Source organism: Mycobacterium sp. NGS54 (assembly GCF_059812465.1).
The window spans coordinates 591,362-608,285 of record NZ_JCALCS010000001.1 but is presented as its reverse complement, the minus strand read 5'-3'; the positions used below and the strand labels follow the sequence as shown (position 1 = coordinate 608,285).

The window sequence follows — 16,924 nt, the reverse complement described above, 5'->3', positions numbered from 1 at the left end:
GCTGGACGTCTCTCTCGTCTCTTCGTCTCTAAGAGAATTTCTTACAAGTCTTGTCCGGGGAAGTTTATGCGCCGCGCCGCGCGGGCTGTCACCCGGTCTCCAAATCCCTTTCTGATCAGGCCGTCTCGCGCAATCGCCGCTTGATGCGGGCCAGCATCGCCGACATGCCGCGCAGCCGCAGCGGGCTGATCAGAGCGGCCAGGCCCAGCTCGGTGTAGAAATCCTCGGGCACCGCGAGGATGTCGGCGGCGGGCTGCTCGTCCAGCCCGGCGGCCAGGATCGACGCGAATCCCCTGGTGGTGGGCGCCTCGGCGGGCGCGCTGAAGTGCAGCCGCACCCGATTGCGGTCGCTGGCGTCGACGTGCAGGAACAGCGGCGACTGGCACTCGGGCACCGGCTCCATCGCCGCCTCTTCGAGGTCGGACGGCAGCGCGGGCAGGTCGTTGGCGAACTCCAGCAGCAGCGTCAGCTTGTCCTGGCCCTGGACTTCGGCGAAGTCGGACACCACCTCGGCCAGCGGGGCGGGCATGCTCATCAGACCGGAACGGCTCCCGGCTGCTCGCCAGCGACGATCGGCACCCGCACGGTGTTGCCCCACTCGGTCCAGGAGCCGTCGTAGTTTCGCACCCCCGGCTTGCCCAGCAGGTGGGTGAGCACGAACCAGGTGTGGCTGGACCGCTCGCCGATGCGGCAGTAGACGACGGTCTTGTCGTCCGGCCGCAGGAAGCCGTAGAGCTCCTCGAGCTCCGGGCGGGGACGGAAGCGGCCGCTCTCGTCGACCGCCTTCCCCCACGGGATGGACACGGCGGTGGGGATGTGCCCGGCCCGCAGCGCGCCCTCCTCGGGGTAGTCGGGCATGTGGGTGCGCTTGCCGGTGTATTCGTCCGGCGAGCGCACGTCGATCAGCGGCTCGGTGCCGAGGATGGCCAGCACGTCGTCCTTGTACGCGCGGATGGGCTCGTCGTTGCGCTGAACGACGGGGTAGCCGCTCGACGTCGCGGTCGGGACGTCCAGGGTGGTGTCGCGGCGCTCGGCCAGCCACAGGTCGCGCCCGCCGTTGAGCAGGCGCACGTCGGGGTGGCCGAACAGGGTGAAGACCCACAGCGCGTACGCCGCCCACCAGTTGCTCTTGTCGCCGTAGATCACCACGGTGTCGTCGCGGGCGATGCCCTTGCGGTCCATCAACTCGGCGAACTGCTCGCCGTTGATGTAGTCGCGGACCCGCGGGTCGTTGAGGTCGGTGTGCCAGTCGATCTTGACCGCGCCGGGAATGTGGCCGACGTCGTAGAGCAACACGTCCTCGTCGGACTCGACGATCGCCAGGCCCGGGGCGCCCATGTTGGCGGACAGCCAGTCGGCGGTGACCAGTCGTTCGGGGTGGGCGTATTCGGTCAGGGACGGGTGTGGATCGGGGGGTAATGACACGACTTCGAGCCTACCGCTGGGCCGTCCACAGCGCGGCCACCGAGAGCCCCGCCCGGCCCAGCAGCGCGCGCAGCAGCGGCAGGCTCACGCCGATCACGTTCGACGGGTCGCCGTCGATCCCGTCGACGAACCAGCCGCCCAGCCCGTCCAGGGTGAAGCCGCCCGCCACGCCCAGCGGTTCGCCGTGGGCGACGTAGGCCCGCAGGTCCGCCTCGGCCGGTACGGCGAAATGCACTGTGGTACAGGCGGATTGGACCTCACGATGGGCGACGGCGCCGTCGCGCAGCCGCAGCAGGCAGTGCCCGGTGTGCAGCCGGCCCGACCGCCCGCCCATCAGCCGCCACTGGTCCACGGCGGCATCGGCCGACCCGGGCTTGCCGCACAGCCGGCCGTCGACCCAGAGCATCGAATCACAGCCCAGGACAACGCAGTCCGCCGCGGTGGCGGCGTCGAGCCGGCCGGCGACGTCGTCGGCCTTGGCCGCGGCCAGCGCGCAGACCACGTCGTCCGGCGAGGCGTCGGACCCCAGGCCCGCGGCGATCAGATCCTCGTCGACGCCGGACACCACGACGGCCGGTTCGAGGCCGGCCTGGCGCAGCACCTTGAGGCGGCCGGACGAGGCCGACCCCAGCACCAGCCGGGTCAACGGCTCATGTGCGTCATTTGCTGTAGGGTCAGCCGCTGGTAGTTCGACATCGCGTAGCGCAGCCGGTCGACCGCGAGCCCCCAGCGGGTGCTCTCGGGCTGGGCGGGCTCGGGGGAGGCGGCGCCCACGCCGCCGAGCACGGCCACCAGCGCCGCCAGCTCCGCGTCGGTGGGATTCCCCTTGACGATGTGGATGTGCGGATCGTGCGCGGGTTGCGTCTGGTCGTCACTCACAGCGGAATGTTCCCGTGCTTCTTGGGCGGCAGGTGGCTGATCTTGCGTTCCAGCAGGCGCAGCGCCGTGCCGATGTAGCCGCGGGTGTACGACGGCGGGATCACCGCGTCGACGTAGCCGCGCTCGGCCGCGACGTAGGGGTTGACCAGCGTGTCCTCGTACTCCTGCTGCAACTGCAGGCGCAGCGCGTCCACGTCCTCGCCGTTGCGGGCGGCCTCGGCCAGCTGCTGGCGGTAGACGAACCCGACCGCGCCGGAGGCGCCCATCACCGCGATCTGGGCCGTCGGCCAGGCCAGGTTGACGTCGCAGCCCATGTCCTTGGAACCCATGACGCAGTAGGCGCCGCCGTAGGCCTTGCGGGTGATGACGGTGATCTTCGGCACGGTCGCCTCGCCGTAGGCGAACAGCAGCTTGGCGCCGCGCCGGATGATGCCGTTGTATTCCTGGCCGGTGCCCGGCAGGAAGCCCGGGACGTCGACCAGCATCACGATCGGGATGTTGAAGCAGTCGCAGGTCCGCACAAAGCGGGCCGCCTTCTCCGAGGCGTTGATGTCCAGGCAGCCGGCGAACTGGGTCGGCTGGTTGGCGACGATCCCGACCGGCCGGCCGTCGATGCGGCCGAACCCGACGACGATGTTCTGCGCGTAACCGCCCTGGATCTCCAGGAACTCGTCGTCGTCGAGGATGCGGGTGATCACCTCGTGCATGTCGTAAGGCTGGTTGGGCGAGTCCGGGATCAAGGTGTCCAGCTCGAGGTCCTCGTCGGTGAGGTTCTCCTCGATGGGCCCCGCGGGGGCGGGCTCGGCGTAGCGCGGCGGGTCGGTCGCGTTGTTCGGCGGCAGGTAGCTCAGCAGGTCGCGGACCCAGTCGAAGGCGTCCTGCTCGCCGGAGGCGACGTAGTGCAGGGTGCCCGACTTGGCCATGTGGGTGTGGGCGCCGCCGAGCTCCTCCATGGTGACGTCCTCGCCGGTGACCGTCTTGATGACGTCGGGGCCGGTGATGAACATCTGGCTGGTCTGGTCGACCATGATCACGAAGTCGGTCAGGGCGGGGGAGTAGACGTGGCCGCCCGCGGCCGCGCCCATGATCAGCGAGATCTGCGGGATGACGCCCGACGCGATGATGTTGTTGCGGAAGATCCGGCTGTACAGGCCCAGCGAGACGACGCCCTCCTGGATGCGCGCGCCGGCGCCGTCGTTGATGCCGATGAGCGGGCGGCCGGTCTTGATCGCCAGCTCCTGCACCTTGACGATCTTCTCGCCGTACACCTCGCCCAGGCTGCCGCCGAACACCGTGGCGTCCTGGCTGAAGATGCACACGTCGCGCCCGTCGATGGTGCCGTAGCCGGTGATCACGCCGTCGCCGAGCGGGCGGTTGTTCTCCAGCCCGAAGTTGGTGCTGCGGTGCTTGGCCAGCGCGTCGAGCTCGACGAACGAGTCCTCGTCGAGCAGGGCCAGGATGCGCTCGCGGGCGGTCAGCTTGCCCTTGGCGTGCACCTTCTCGACGGCCTCTTCACCGACCGGGTGCAGCGACTCCTCCCGCCGCTTGTGCAGCTCGGCCAGCTTGCCCGCGGTGGTGTGGATGTCGATGGTGTGCTCGGCGGCCGGCTCGGCCGTGTGGTCGGTAACGCTTGTCATGGGACTCGATGCTATCGGCAGACCAGCTCGACCCGTCGGAGGCCCTTAATAACTCCTTAAGCAGTCTTGAGGACAAGTAATCTCCGGAACATGCGCGGCGCGGGAGTCGACTGGGTCGAAGAACATGACGTGCTCGTCGCCGGATCCGGCGGCGGGGGTGTCACCGGCGCCTACACCGCGGCCCGCGAAGGCCTCGACGTCCTGCTCGTCGAGGCGACCGACAAATTCGGCGGCACCACCGCCTACTCCGGTGGCGGCGGGGTGTGGTTTCCGTGCAATCCGGTGCTGGTCCGGGCCGGCACCGACGACACCATCGAGGACGCCCTCACCTACTACCACGCGGTCGTCGGCGACCGCACGCCCCGCGAGCTGCAGGAGGCCTTCGTCCGGGGCGGCGCGCCGCTGATCGAGTACCTCGAGCAGGATCCGGACATCAAATTCGTGCCGTTGCCCTGGCCCGACTACTACGGCAAGGCGCCGAAAGCCCGTCTCGACGGCCAGCGTCACATCGCGGCGAAGCCGTTGAAGGTCGCCGCCGCGCCGGAATTGCGTGACGCGATCCGCGGACCGCTGGACACCGACAGGCTCGGCGCCGAGACCCCGCCCGACTACTACGTGGGCGGCCGCGCGCTGATCGCCCGCTTCCTCAAGGCCATCGGGCAGTACCCGACCGCGACGCTGCGACGCGACACCGCGCTCGTCGAGCTGGTGCGCTCGGACGGCCCCGAAAGGCGCGTCGAGGGTGCGATCGTGGAGAGCGACGGCCTGCGCCGCGCGATCCGCACCCGCCTTGGGGTGCTGCTGGCCGCCGGCGGATTCGAAAACAACGACGTCCTGCGCCGTCGATACGGCGTCCCGGGCGAGGCGCGAGACACCATGGGCGGCCCGGGAAGTCGTGGCCAGGCGCTGCAGGCGGGCATCGCTGCGGGCGCGGACACCGACCTGCTGGATCAGGCCTGGTGGTCGCCGGGCATGACTCATCCCGATGGACGCTCGGCGTTCGCGCTGTGGTTCACCGGCGGCATCTTCGTGAACCAGTCCGGTGACCGATTCGTCAACGAATCCCGCGCGTACGACCGCGCCGGACGCGAGATTCTCGCTGCGCTCCGGGACGGCTCGATCACGTTGCCGTACTGGATGATCTACGACGACAAGGAGGGCGAGGTGCCACCCGTCAAGGCGGCCAACGTCTCGATTGTGGGGACCGAGAAATACGTCGCCGCCGGCTTGTGGCACTCCGCGGACACACTCCAGGAGCTGGCGGCCAAGATCGGGGTGCCATCGGACCGGTTGGCGGCGACGGTGGCCCGGTTCAATGCCTTCGTCGCCGCCGGCGTCGACGAGGACTTCGGCCGCGGCGACGAGGCGTTCGACCGCGCGTTCTCCGCGGGTGCGTCGCCGTTGGTGTCCATCGACAAGCCTCCGTTTCACGCCGCCGCGTTCGGCCTGTCCGATCTGGGCACCAAAGGCGGCCTGCGCACCGACACAGCGGCGCGGGTGCTCGACGGGTCGGGCAACCCGATCCCCGGCCTGTACGCGGCCGGCAACACGATGGCCGCGCCTAGCGGCACCGCGTATCCAGGCGGCGGCAACCCGATCGGGACCAGCATGCTCTTCAGTCACCTGGCCGTGATGGACATGAGAAACCGGCGCCACTGACACGACGCCTGCTGCCCGGTTGCTCGACGCGTCCGGTGAGCCCAACCCGACCGACATGCGATCTAGGCTGGGTGGAGTGACGGATCGCGCTTCGCTTCGGCTACCGCTGGATCAGGCCGCGCTGCGCGCCGAGCTGATCGGGACCGGGTTGGGCTGGCGCCGGCTCGACGTCGTCGAGCAGACCGGCTCCACCAACGCCGACCTGCTGGCGCGCGCGGCGGCCGGCGACGACGTCGCCGGGGCGGTGCTGATCGCCGAGCACCAGACGGCCGGCCGGGGGCGCCACGGGCGCGGATGGACGGCCAGCCCGCGGGCCCAGATCACGATGTCGGTGGGCGTCAGCGTCGTCGACGTGCCGACCGAGGGATGGGGCTGGCTGTCGCTGGCCACCGGGGTGGCGATCGTCGACGCGGTGCTGGCCGTCACCGGCGTGCAGGCCGGCCTCAAGTGGCCCAACGACGTGCTGGCCGGCCCGCCCGAGTCCCCGGGCAAGCTGGCCGGCATCCTCGCCGAGGTGGCCCGCCCGGTCGTGGTAATCGGGTTGGGGCTCAACGTGACTCAGGCACCCGAGGAGGTCGACGGGCCCGGCGCGACGTCGCTGTTCGACCAGGGCGTGGCGGCGCCCGACCGCGGGCGGCTGGTGGGCGCGGTGCTGACCGAACTGGGCCGGCGGATCGTGGCCTGGCGGGCCGCGCGGGGCGCCGACTGGGCGCTGGCGGCCGACTACCGGGCGCGCAGCCTGACCATCGGGCGCGCGGTGCGCGCCGTGCTGCCCGGCGGCAAGGAGGTCGTGGGCACCGCGACCGCCGTCGACGACCAGGGCCGGTTATGCCTGGAGGCCGGCGGCCAAACCGTCACGGTTTCCGCCGGCGACGTGGTGCATCTACGTTAGGAAGCGGTAACTTCGGCACGTGAGCTATCCGGACAACTCCCTGGCCGCCGGCGAGCAGGTCGTCCTGCACCGCCACCCGCACTGGAAGCGCCTGATCTGGCCCGTCATGGTTCTCGTGCTGGCGACCGCGCTGGCCGCGTTCGGCTCCGGCTACCTCAACTCGACGCACTGGGAGCAGCTCGCCAAGAACATCCTCTACGGAGTCATCTGGGGCATCTGGCTGGTGGTCGTCGGCTGGCTCGCGCTCTGGCCGTTGCTGGGCTGGCTGACCACACATTTCGTCGTCACCAACCGCCGGGTGATGTTCCGGCACGGGGTGCTGACCCGCAGCGGCATCGACATCCCGCTGGCGCGCATCAACAGCGTGGAGTTCCGGGACCGCTTGTCCGAGCGCATGTTTCGCACCGGGACGCTGATCATCGAGTCGGCGTCACAAGATCCGTTGGAGTTCTACGACATTCCGCGGCTGCGCGAGGTGCACGCGCTGCTGTATCACGAAGTCTTCGACACCCTGGGTTCGGAGGAGTCGCCGAGCTGAGGAGACCGGCGCGCCTTCTTGCGCCAGGACCGCAACAGGGTGACGTTCCCGCCTTCGAGCTCGTCTTCCAGCACCTCGGCGAAACCGCCTGCGGTAAGCGCGGATTCGATCGCCTTGTCGGGGTTGCGGGCGAACTCCTCGGGGAACACCCAGCGCCGGAACGCCCAGAAGCGGAACGCCATCTGTAGCAGGTTGCCGATGATGTAGGCCGAGATGAAGTCGGTGATGTTCTCCAGGGTCAGCGACACCTCGGGCACCCGCAGCTGCAGCACGTAGTGCGAGAACCACAGCGGGGCCATGGAAAGCAGCACGCCCACGCCGCTGAACGCGAAGAACAGCAACGCCTCGTGGTGGCGCTCGCGGCCCCCGCGGTCGCGGAAGCTCCACTCGCGGTTCAGCACGTAGGAGGCGATGACGGCGACGATGCCCGCGATCACCTTGGCGGTCACCGGCTTGGGTTCCAGGACGGTCAGCTTCAGGGTGTAGAAGATCGCCGAGTCGATGACGAATGTGGTGCCGCCGACGATCGCGAATTTGATCAGCTCGTGATGGCGCAGCAAATAGGGCTGAACGGCCTCTGGCAGGCGCGTAATGACGGCATCGGCGAAGGACACAACACGCCAGTGTACGGACGGACGCGAAAACGACGCAAAATGTGTCTCGCCGGGGGCCGTGACACCATGAGGGCCGTGCCCAACACGCGCTCACCGAAGGCCGCCCCCGTGGTTGCGATGGTCGGCGGCGGTCAGCTCGCCCGCATGACCCACCAGGCCGCGATCGCGCTGGGCCAGACGCTGCGGGTGCTGGCCACCGCCCCCGACGAGCCGGCCGCGCAGGTCAGCCCCGACGTGGTGATCGGCTCGCACACCGAGCTCGAGGACGTGCGCCGGGTCGCGGCCGGGGCCGACGTGCTGACCTTCGACCACGAGCACGTCCCGTCCGAGCTGCTGGAAAAGCTCGTCGCGGAGGGCGTCAACGTGGCGCCGCCGCCGCATGCCCTGGTGCACGCGCAGGACAAGCTGGTGATGCGGCGGCGGTTGGAGGCCCTGGGCGCGCCGGTGCCGCGCTACGCCGGGATAGCCAACCTCGACGAGCTCGACGCGTTCGCCGTCCGGGTGGGCGGCCCGGTGGTGGTGAAGGCGGTCCGCGGGGGCTACGACGGGCGCGGGGTGCGGATGGCCCGCGACCCCTCGCACGCCCGCGAAATCGCGGAAAGTTTCCTGGCCTCTCGCGTGCCGGTGATGGCCGAGGAGCAGGTGGACCTGCGCCGCGAACTGTCGGCCCTGGTGGCGCGCTCGCCCTTCGGGCAGGGCGCGGCCTGGCCGGTCGTGGAGACGGTGCAGCGCGACGGGATCTGCGTGCAGGTGATCGCGCCCGCGCCGGACCTGGGTGACGACGTGGCCGCCGGAGCCCAGCAGCTGGCGTTGCGGTTGGGCGCCGAGCTCGGTGTCGTCGGCGTGCTGGCGGTCGAGCTGTTCCAGACCACCGATGGCGCGCTGCTGGTCAACGAGCTCGCGATGCGACCGCACAACTCCGGGCACTGGACCATGGACGGGGCGCGCACCAGCCAGTTCGAACAGCACCTGCGCGCGGTGCTCGACTATCCGCTCGGCGACACCGACGCCATCGCGCCGGTGACTGTGATGGCCAACGTGCTCGGCGCACCCCAGACCCCCGCGATGAGCATGGACGAGCGGCTGCACCACCTGTTCGCGCGGATGCCCGACGTCCGGGCTCACCTGTACGGCAAGGAGGAACGGCCCGGGCGCAAGATCGGGCACGTCAACTTCCTGGGCGCCGAGCCGGGGCGGCTGGTCCAGCTGCGGGAGCGCGCCGAGTTGGCGGCACACTGGTTGTCACACGGGCAGTGGACGGACGGATGGGATCCACATGGCTAACAGTCCCCGCGTCGGGGTCATCATGGGCAGCGACAGCGACTGGTCGGTGATGCACGAGGCCGCCGAGGCGCTGGCCGAGTTCGACGTCCCGGCCGAGGTCCGGGTGGTCTCGGCGCATCGCACGCCGCAGGTGATGTTCGACTACGCCCGCACGGCGGCCGACCGCGGGCTACAGGTGATCATCGCCGGCGCCGGCGGCGCCGCGCACCTGCCCGGCATGGTCGCCTCGGCCACGCCGCTCCCGGTGATCGGGGTGCCGGTGCCGCTGGCCCGGCTGGACGGGTTGGACTCCCTGCTGTCGATCGTGCAGATGCCGGCCGGCGTTCCGGTCGCCACGGTCTCCATCGGCGGCGCCCGCAACGCGGGCCTGCTCGCGGTGCGCATCCTGGCCTCGTCCGAGGCGGCGCTGCGGGCGCGGCTCGTCGCCTTCTCCGACCAGCTGGCCGAGAGCGTGAAGGCCAAGGATGCGGCGCTGCAACAGCGCCAGGGTAAAGTTACCGGCCAGTAACCGGAAGAGTGCTAGGAGGCCGAAGATGGCTGGATGGGCCGGAAACCCGTCGTTCGATCTGTTCCAACTGCCCGAGGAGCACCGGGAGTTGCGCGCCGCGATCCGCGCGCTGGCGGAGAAGGAGATCGCGCCGTACGCGGCCGACGTCGACGAGAACGCGCGGTTCCCCCAGGAGGCGCTGGAGGCGCTGAACGCCTCGGGGTTCAACGCCGTGCACGTGCCGGAGGAGTACGGCGGGCAGGGCGCGGACTCGGTCGCGGCGTGCATCGTGATCGAGGAGGTGGCCCGCGTCGACGCGTCCGCCTCGCTGATTCCCGCCGTCAACAAGCTGGGCACCATGGGCCTGATCCTGCGCGGCTCGGAGGAGCTGAAGAAGCAGGTGCTGCCCTCACTCGCGGAGGGCGGGTTGCTGGCGTCCTACGCGCTGAGTGAGCGGGAGGCCGGCAGCGACGCGGCGTCGATGCGCACCCGGGCCAAGGCCGACGGCGACGACTGGATCCTCAACGGCGCCAAGTGCTGGATCACCAACGGCGGCAAGTCGACCTGGTACACGGTGATGGCGGTGACGGACCCGGACAAGGGCGCCAACGGCATCTCGTCGTTCATGGTGCACTCCGACGACGAGGGCTTCACCGTCGGTCCCAAGGAGAAGAAGCTGGGCATCAAGGGCTCGCCGACCACCGAGCTCTACTTCGAGAACTGCCGCATCCCGGGGGACCGCATCATCGGCGAGCCGGGCACCGGCTTCAAGACCGCGCTGGCCACGCTGGACCACACCCGTCCCACCATCGGCGCCCAAGCCGTCGGCATCGCGCAGGGCGCGGTGGACGCCGCGATCGCCTACACCAAGGACCGCAAGCAGTTCGGCGAGTCGATCAGCAGCTTCCAGGCGGTGCAGTTCATGCTGGCCGACATGGCGATGAAGGTCGAGGCCGCGCGAATGTTGGTGTACCAGGCGGCCGCCCGCGCCGAGCGCGGCGAATCCGACCTCGGCTTCATCTCCGCGGCGTCGAAGTGCTTCGCGTCGGACGTCGCGATGGAGGTGACCACCGACGCCGTGCAGTTGTTCGGCGGCGCCGGCTACACCACCGACTTCCCGGTCGAGCGGATGATGCGCGACGCCAAGATCACCCAGATCTACGAGGGCACCAACCAGATCCAGCGCGTGGTGATGTCGCGGGCGTTGCTGCGCTGATCGCGGGAGTCCGGTTGGGAACGCGTCGGCGCACCGAATAGGATCTCCGACGGCAACGAGATGGGCCGGTAAGTCCGACCCCAGCGCCGGTAAACAGGCACCGGCTATCCACTCCGACCGTCGTCCCAGAGCAAGGTGCTATCGCGGCCAGGGGAGCGTCCAATGCCTAACATGGCTTCCCATGGGCTTGCATGGGTGACCGGGAATTGATGCCCGTGCGGTCTTCCCTGTCGCTGCTGTTGGTCGAGGACGACCGCGCCGACGCGCTGCTCGTGGAAGAGCTGATCGCCGACGCGCTCGCCGACATCCGGGTGACGTGGGCGCAGTCGATCGCGCACGCGGAAGAGGAGCTTGCGTCGGCGCGGCCCGACTGCGTGCTGCTGGACCTGAACCTGCCCGACGCCAGCGGGATGGACGCGCTGGACCGCATCGCCAAGCGCGACGCGACGGTCCCCATCGTCGTGCTGACGGGGTTGAACGACGAATACTTCGGGGCCTCCGCGGTCGCGGCCGGCGCGCAGGACTACCTCGTCAAGGGGCGCGTCGAACCCGAGATGCTGCGGCGCGCGCTGCTCTACGCGATCGAGCGCAAACGGGCCGAGCTCATCGCCGCCGACCTGCACGCAAGCCGGCTGCGGGCCCGGGAGAACGCGCTGCTGGAACGCGGCCTGCTGCCGTCGCCGCTGCTGCTCGACGAGCCCGGCATCGACATCGTCGCCCGGTACCGGCCGAGCCGCGAGGACGCCCTGTTGTGCGGGGACTTCTATGACGTGGTCCAGACGCCCGACCGGGTCGTGCACGTCCTGATCGGCGACGTCGCCGGCCACGGACCGCACGAGGCGGCGCTGGGCGCGGCGTTGCGCATCGCGTTCCGCGCGCTCACCTTCGCCGGCGTGCACGGCGTCGAGCTGCTGCGCCAGCTCGAGCGGGTCCTGCAGTCCGAGCGGACCGGCACCGGGATCTTCGCGACGGTGCTCAGCCTGGAAATCCAGCCCGAAAGCACCGGCGTCACCGCCGTCCGGGCCGGCCATCCGGGGATGCTGCTGCACGGCGACGACGGGGTGGAATGGCTCGAGCCACCGGCCGGACCGGCCCTGGGCCTGGGCAACGACGACTGGCCGCGGCACGAGCTCGAACTGCCCCCGGGCCGGGGGCTGCTGCTGCTGACCGACGGGCTCTTCGAGGGATACTCCGGGCACGGCACGCGGCGCCTGGGCGAGGACGGCCTGCTGGCGCTGGCCCGCACGCACGCGCGGCTGCCCGGTCCGCAGTTCGTCGACGCCCTGATCGACGGCGCGCAGGAACTCGCCCAGCCGCGCGGCGGGCTCACGGATGACATCGCGGTGCTGCGCGTCGAGCGGACCACGCGGTGAGCGCCGGCCGCCCCCCGCGCCTGGCGCAGCTCACCGTGCGCGGATGGCAGGCGCTGCTGCTGGCCACCATGGGCGTGATGGTGCTCGCGGGCGCCGTGATCGGTGGGCTGTTGCTGCACCGCACCGACGACACGTCGCGCGCGTTGACCGACGCGATCCAGCCCGCGCGGGTGGCGGCGTTCCAACTGCAGTCGGCGCTGCGGGACCAGGAAACGGGCGTCCGTGGCTACCTGATCACCGCCGATCGGCAGTTCCTCACCCCGTACTACGACGGCGAGCACGCCGAACGGGAAGCGGCCGAAGACATCCGGCGCCGGCTGGGGCAGCGCGCGGACCTCGTCGCCGACCTGGACTCGATCGAGAAGGCCGCCGCCAACTGGCGGACGAACTATGCCGAGCCGGCGATCGCCAGCGTGGCCCCGGACTCCCGGAACGTCACGAACCGGCCCGCCACCGAACGCGGCAAAGCCGAATTCGACCATCTGCGTGCGCTTTTCGACAGGCAAAACGCGAACCTGGCGGCGGCCTCGGCGAGCGCGGCGGAGGATCTGCAGCGCACCGATGTCTGGCGGGACAGGGTGCTCGGGGCGATGGTGCTGGTGTTCTTCGCTACGGCCGCCGCGCTTGGGCTCTTGATGCGCGACGCGGTCACCTTGCCGCTGGCGGCGCTGGCGGCGGCATGCCGGCGGATCACGCGCGGCGACTTCGGCGAGAGCATCTCACCGCCCAAGCGTCCCAAGGACATTCGCAGCATGGCGATCGACGTGGAGAACATGCGGGAGCGCCTCGTCGAGGAGCTCGAGGTATCGCGTTCGGCCCGAGCCCTTTTGGACGATCAGGCCGTCGAATTGCGGCGGTCGAACGCCGAGCTCGAGCAGTTCGCCTACGTCGCGTCCCACGACCTGCAGGAGCCGCTGCGCAAGGTCGCCTCGTTCTGCCAGCTGCTCGAGAAGCGTTACGGCGACCAGCTAGACGAGCGCGGGATCGAATACATCGGCTACGCCGTCGACGGGGCCAAGCGCATGCAGGTGCTGATCAACGACCTGCTCACCTTCTCCCGCGTGGGTCGGCTTTCCACCATGCAAACCGAGGTCGACCTCGGCACGGCGCTGGACCACGGCCTGGCCAACCTCGCCGCCGCCATCGAGGAGACGGACGCCGAAATCGTGCGGCCCACGCAGCCGCTGCCGGTCATCATCGGAGATCCCACGCTGCTGACCATGCTGTGGCAGAACCTGATCGGCAACGCGGTGAAGTTCCGGCACAAGGACCGCCGGCCCCGCGTGGTCATCGACTGCGAACGGCGTACCGACGAGTGGCTATTGTCCGTGTCGGACAACGGCATTGGCATCGCCGAAGAATTCACCGAGAAGGTCTTCGTCATTTTCCAGCGGCTGCACGGCCGGGAGGTGTACTCCGGAACCGGGGTCGGCCTGGCGCTGTGCAAGAAGATCGTCGAGCAGCACGGCGGCACCATCTGGGTCGACTCGACCTACACCGACGGAACGCGGCTGCAGTTCACCCTGCCCATCGCGACGAAAGAAGGACACGATGACATCGCCATCATCGGCCGGTAGAGCGATCGAGATCCTGCTCGTCGAGGACGACCCGGGCGACGAGCTGATCACGCGAGAAGCGTTCGAGCACAACAAGCTCAAGAACAACCTGCACGTCGCCCACGACGGCGAGGAGGGCCTGGACTTCCTTTACCGGCGCGGTCCATACGCGGACGCGCCGCGACCGGACCTCGTCCTGCTCGACCTGAACCTGCCGAAATACGACGGCCGACAGCTGCTGGAGAAGGTCAAGTCCGACCCGGACCTGGCCCGCATACCGGTCGTCGTGCTCACCACCTCCTCGGCGGAGGAGGACATCCTGCGCAGCTACCAACTGCACGCCAACGCCTACGTCACCAAGCCGGTCGACCTCGACCAGTTCATCAACGCGGTTCGGCAGATCGACGAGTTCTTCATCCAGGTGGTGCGGCTCCCGGGGCTCTAGCCGTACCCGGTCAGGAACTCCGCGTTGTGCTGCCCGGGCGCGGGCGGGGGATCGGTGGCCGCGGCGTCGAAGCTGGCGTAGCGCGCCGGCATGCGCACGACCGTGATGGCGTCCTCGCCGCCGCCGACCCGCAGCGCGAGTTCGTTCTCGGCGAACAGCGGGGTGCCGACGACCTGCTTCCAGGTGTAGGCGTGGCAGGCCATCAGGCCGCCGTCCTGCAGCAGCGCGACCCATTCGGCCGCGGTCTTGGCCGCCAGCGCCGATTCCAACTCCTCGGTCAATTCGTGGTAATTCATTGCGCGGGAACGCTGGTCGATGAACCGCTCGTCGGTCAGCAGCTCGGGGCGGCCGATGATCTCGCACAGCTTCGCCCAGTGCTTGGGCACGTACGCGCTGATCACCAGGTAGCCGTCGGCGGCCCTGAACGCGTCCGACGGCTGGGTGGCGAAGCCAACTCCCTTGCGCTTCTTGGCTTTCGGCTCCGAATCGGATTTCGGCTCGCTCGGCTTGTTGAGGTGGACGGTGAGCTGGCTGGCCTGCAGGTTGACCGCGACGTCGTACATCGCGACCCGGACGACGTCGGCCACCCCGTGGCGCTCCCGGTTGAGCAGCGCGGCCAGCACCGCCTGGGCCAGCACGTGACCGCTCGCGGCGTCGACGAGCTGGAAGGGGATGATCTGCGGCTTGCCGGTCGGCGTGGGCATCCCGGTACTCATGCCCGACTCGGCGGCGACCATCAGGTCGACGCCCGGCCGGTTGCCCTGCGGGCCATTGCCGCCGTAGGCCGACAGCCGCGCGTAGATCAGCCTCGGGTTGCGCGCCCGCAGCTCGTCGGGACCCAGACCCATCCGTTCCATCACCCCGGGCCGAAACCCTTCCAGCACAACGTCGGCGGTGTCGACAAGCCGCAGGATCTGCTGCTTGTTCTCGTCGTCGGTGAGGTCCACCGCCACCGATTTCTTGCCGCGGTTGTGGGGCAGGAACAGGGTCGGCAGCGGCGGGCGCCCGGGCAGGACCGCGGTGATCTGCCGGGCCGCCTCGCCGCCGGGGGCCTCCACCTTGATCACCTCGGCGCCCAGGTCCGCCAGCACCTGCCCCGCCAGCGGGCCGGCGATGTTCTGGGTGAAATCGAGTACCCGGTACCCGTCAAGTGGCTTGGCGGGCTTGCTGTTTGGCATGTGCGGCCTTCCTCTAGGCTGCCCGGTGCAGCACCGCGGTGCAGTAGTAGTTGCGTGCGAAGGGCGCGTCGGGGCCTTCCGGTTGCAACGGCAATCCCGCGTCGGCCAACACCCGATTCAGCGGCGTGCGGGACGGCCGCCAGCCGCGCCCGGTCAGGTAGGTCGCCACGTCGCTGCGCTCGCCCGGGAAACCGAGGTCACCCAGCGCGATGTCGAGGCCGTTCTCCCGCCACTTCTCGCTGGGCGCGTTGAGCGCGTCCCCGCTGACGCCCGTGTTGAAGAAGACCTCGGCCATCAGCCGGCCGCCGTCGGCGGACAGCGCGGTGATGTCGTCGAGCAGCCGGTCCTGGGCCTCGCCCGGCAGGAAGCCGAGCAGGCCCTCGGCGACCCACGCGGCCGGGCGGGCGGTGTCGAACCCGGCCTGCCGCAGCGCCTCCGGCCAGTCGTGGCGCAGGTCGATCGGCACATTGCGCACCTCGGCGGTGGGCTCGGCGCCGAGCTCGGCGAGGGTGGTGGTCTTGAACTCGATGACCCGCGGCTGGTCGATCTCGAACAGCGTGGTGCCCGGCGCCCATGGCAGCCGGTACGCCCGCGCGTCCAGGCCGGAGGCCAGGATCACCACCTGGCGGATGCCCGCGCTTTGCGCCTCCGCGAGGAACGCGTCGATGTGGCGGGTGCGGGCGGCCATCATGTCGGTCATGCGCTGCATGCCCCACGGGGCGCCGGGCAGGTCGACGTCCTCGGTGCTCAATTCGCCGGCGGCCCACCGGGTCATGAAGTCGACTCCGACGGCGCGCACCAGCGGCTCGGCGAACGGGTCGTCGATCAGCGCGTCCCGGGTCGCGCGGGCGCGTCCCGCGGCCACCATGGTGGCGGTGGCTCCCACGCTGGTCGCCAGGTCCCAGGTGTCGTTGTCGGTGCGCGCCATGCCGTCCCTTCTCGCCGCTACTGGTTAGCCACAATAACGACGGCGCCCGGGCGCCGACCGCCCGCGGGTGCGGTGTGTAAGAGCCCGGACACGGTTGTGTTACGTCCGCGTGTGCGGGCCCGCAGGCCCACCCCGCCGTCGCTAGCCTCGCGCAATGACCATTTCGCCCGCCGTCGTCGGCGAATGCCACGCCGCCGCGAGCCGGGATGTGGGCTGGCGGGCCGACGCCCGGTGGGCGCGCCAGTTGGCCTGGATCAGCCTGGTCGTGGTGCTTGTCGAGGGCGGCGTCGGCTTGTGGCAGGGAGTGGCGGTCGGGTCCATCGCGCTGACCGGGTGGGCGCTCGGCGGCGGGGCCGAGGCGCTGGCCAGCGCGATGGTGATCTGGCGGTTCAGCGGCGCGCGGGCGCTCTCCGAGACGGCCGAGCGGCGCGCGCAACGCGGGGTGGCGGTGTCGTTCTGGCTGACCGCCCCGTACATCGCCGCCGAATCCCTGCGGGACCTGACCGAGGAGCACCACGCCGAAACGTCGGTGATCGGCATCGCGCTCGCCGCCCTCGGCCTGGTGCTGATGCCGATCCTCGGGCGGGCCAACCGCCGACTGGGCGCGCGGCTCGGCTCGGAGGCCACCGAGGGCGAAGGCACGCAGAACTACCTGTGCGGCGTGCAGGCCGCCGGGGTGCTGATCACCCTCGCGCTGACGGGACTTTGGTCGGGCGCGTGGTGGGTTGACCCCGCGGTGGGTCTTGGGGTCGCCGGGGCCGCGGCCTGGCAGGGCGTCCGGACCTGGCGCGGCCACTCCTGCGGCTGCTGAGC

At 70.2% G+C, this 16,924-nt stretch carries 18 protein-coding genes; 10 read left to right on the top strand and 8 right to left on the bottom strand.

Features of this window, described 5'->3' with window-relative positions:
* Positions 1–115: 115 nt before the first annotated feature.
* The 5 genes from AC5Y5E_RS03000 to AC5Y5E_RS02980 are packed head-to-tail and all read right to left on the bottom strand — an operon-like array spanning position 116 to position 3,941.
* Positions 116–535 carry a SufE family protein gene (locus AC5Y5E_RS03000; RefSeq protein ID WP_499901488.1) on the bottom strand — a complete coding sequence of 140 codons (420 nt, stop codon included), beginning with the start codon at positions 533–535 and terminating at the stop codon, positions 116–118.
* Positions 535–1,425: a sulfurtransferase gene (locus AC5Y5E_RS02995; RefSeq protein WP_499901487.1), complete on the bottom strand. Its 891-nt coding sequence runs from the start codon at positions 1,423–1,425 to the stop codon at positions 535–537. The genes AC5Y5E_RS03000 and AC5Y5E_RS02995 overlap by 1 nt, the downstream gene beginning before the upstream one ends.
* Positions 1,426–1,435: 10 nt before the next feature.
* The gene (locus AC5Y5E_RS02990; protein ID WP_499901486.1) at positions 1,436–2,071 is read right to left on the bottom strand and encodes a Maf family protein; all 636 of its coding nucleotides are present in this window, start codon (positions 2,069–2,071) and stop codon (positions 1,436–1,438) included.
* A complete protein-coding gene (locus AC5Y5E_RS02985) occupies positions 2,068–2,304 on the bottom strand; it encodes an acyl-CoA carboxylase subunit epsilon (RefSeq protein ID WP_499901485.1) in 237 nt (78 codons plus the stop codon). The genes AC5Y5E_RS02990 and AC5Y5E_RS02985 overlap by 4 nt, the downstream gene beginning before the upstream one ends.
* A complete protein-coding gene (locus AC5Y5E_RS02980; protein WP_499901484.1) occupies positions 2,301–3,941 on the bottom strand; it encodes an acyl-CoA carboxylase subunit beta in 1,641 nt (546 codons plus the stop codon). The genes AC5Y5E_RS02985 and AC5Y5E_RS02980 overlap by 4 nt, the downstream gene beginning before the upstream one ends.
* Positions 3,942–4,031: 90 nt before the next feature.
* Between AC5Y5E_RS02980 and AC5Y5E_RS02975 the strand changes: the two genes are divergently transcribed.
* The 3 genes from AC5Y5E_RS02975 (at position 4,032) to AC5Y5E_RS02965 (ending at position 7,030) form a co-directional block, all read left to right on the top strand.
* Positions 4,032–5,600: an FAD-binding protein gene (locus AC5Y5E_RS02975; RefSeq protein WP_499901483.1), complete on the top strand. Its 1,569-nt coding sequence runs from the start codon at positions 4,032–4,034 to the stop codon at positions 5,598–5,600.
* A 76-nt stretch (positions 5,601–5,676) separates the two neighbouring features.
* Positions 5,677–6,492, top strand: coding sequence for a biotin--[acetyl-CoA-carboxylase] ligase (locus AC5Y5E_RS02970; protein WP_499901482.1), 816 nt, complete (start codon positions 5,677–5,679; stop codon positions 6,490–6,492).
* 19 nt (positions 6,493–6,511) lie between these two features.
* A complete protein-coding gene (locus AC5Y5E_RS02965) occupies positions 6,512–7,030 on the top strand; it encodes a PH domain-containing protein (RefSeq protein WP_499901481.1) in 519 nt (172 codons plus the stop codon).
* Here AC5Y5E_RS02965 and AC5Y5E_RS02960 read toward each other — a convergent pair.
* Complete coding sequence (locus AC5Y5E_RS02960; protein WP_499901480.1) at positions 6,985–7,644, bottom strand: GtrA family protein; 660 nt, start codon at positions 7,642–7,644, stop codon at positions 6,985–6,987. The two genes, AC5Y5E_RS02965 and AC5Y5E_RS02960, sit on opposite strands and share 46 nt — an antisense overlap.
* 66 nt (positions 7,645–7,710) lie before the next feature.
* Here AC5Y5E_RS02960 and AC5Y5E_RS02955 point away from each other — a divergent pair, with 66 nt between their 5' ends.
* The 6 genes from AC5Y5E_RS02955 to AC5Y5E_RS02930 all read left to right on the top strand — a co-directional run bounded on the left by AC5Y5E_RS02955 (position 7,711) and on the right by AC5Y5E_RS02930 (position 14,005).
* Positions 7,711–8,928: a 5-(carboxyamino)imidazole ribonucleotide synthase gene (locus tag AC5Y5E_RS02955; protein WP_499901479.1), complete on the top strand. Its 1,218-nt coding sequence runs from the start codon at positions 7,711–7,713 to the stop codon at positions 8,926–8,928.
* Complete coding sequence (gene purE / locus AC5Y5E_RS02950) at positions 8,921–9,436, top strand: 5-(carboxyamino)imidazole ribonucleotide mutase (RefSeq protein ID WP_499901478.1); 516 nt, start codon at positions 8,921–8,923, stop codon at positions 9,434–9,436. The genes AC5Y5E_RS02955 and purE overlap by 8 nt, the downstream gene beginning before the upstream one ends.
* Before the next feature lie 25 nt (positions 9,437–9,461).
* On the top strand, positions 9,462–10,631 hold the full coding sequence (locus AC5Y5E_RS02945; protein ID WP_499901477.1) for an acyl-CoA dehydrogenase: 1,170 nt from the start codon (positions 9,462–9,464) through the stop codon (positions 10,629–10,631).
* A 191-nt stretch (positions 10,632–10,822) separates the two neighbouring features.
* Complete coding sequence (locus AC5Y5E_RS02940; protein WP_499901476.1) at positions 10,823–12,004, top strand: PP2C family protein-serine/threonine phosphatase; 1,182 nt, start codon at positions 10,823–10,825, stop codon at positions 12,002–12,004.
* Positions 12,001–13,581: a sensor histidine kinase gene (locus AC5Y5E_RS02935; protein ID WP_499901475.1), complete on the top strand. Its 1,581-nt coding sequence runs from the start codon at positions 12,001–12,003 to the stop codon at positions 13,579–13,581. The genes AC5Y5E_RS02940 and AC5Y5E_RS02935 overlap by 4 nt, the downstream gene beginning before the upstream one ends.
* On the top strand, positions 13,556–14,005 hold the full coding sequence (locus tag AC5Y5E_RS02930; RefSeq protein ID WP_499901474.1) for a response regulator: 450 nt from the start codon (positions 13,556–13,558) through the stop codon (positions 14,003–14,005). The genes AC5Y5E_RS02935 and AC5Y5E_RS02930 overlap by 26 nt, the downstream gene beginning before the upstream one ends.
* Here the strand turns inward: AC5Y5E_RS02930 and AC5Y5E_RS02925 are convergent.
* The gene (locus AC5Y5E_RS02925) at positions 14,002–15,183 is read right to left on the bottom strand and encodes a CoA transferase (RefSeq protein WP_499901473.1); all 1,182 of its coding nucleotides are present in this window, start codon (positions 15,181–15,183) and stop codon (positions 14,002–14,004) included. The two genes, AC5Y5E_RS02930 and AC5Y5E_RS02925, sit on opposite strands and share 4 nt — an antisense overlap.
* A 13-nt stretch (positions 15,184–15,196) precedes the next feature.
* Positions 15,197–16,111: a class I SAM-dependent methyltransferase gene (locus AC5Y5E_RS02920; protein WP_499901472.1), complete on the bottom strand. Its 915-nt coding sequence runs from the start codon at positions 16,109–16,111 to the stop codon at positions 15,197–15,199.
* Between the two features lie 154 nt (positions 16,112–16,265).
* Between AC5Y5E_RS02920 and AC5Y5E_RS02915 the strand changes: the two genes are divergently transcribed.
* Positions 16,266–16,922, top strand: coding sequence for a cation efflux transmembrane domain-containing protein (locus AC5Y5E_RS02915; protein ID WP_499901471.1), 657 nt, complete (start codon positions 16,266–16,268; stop codon positions 16,920–16,922).
* The last annotated feature ends 2 nt before the right edge of the window (positions 16,923–16,924 follow it).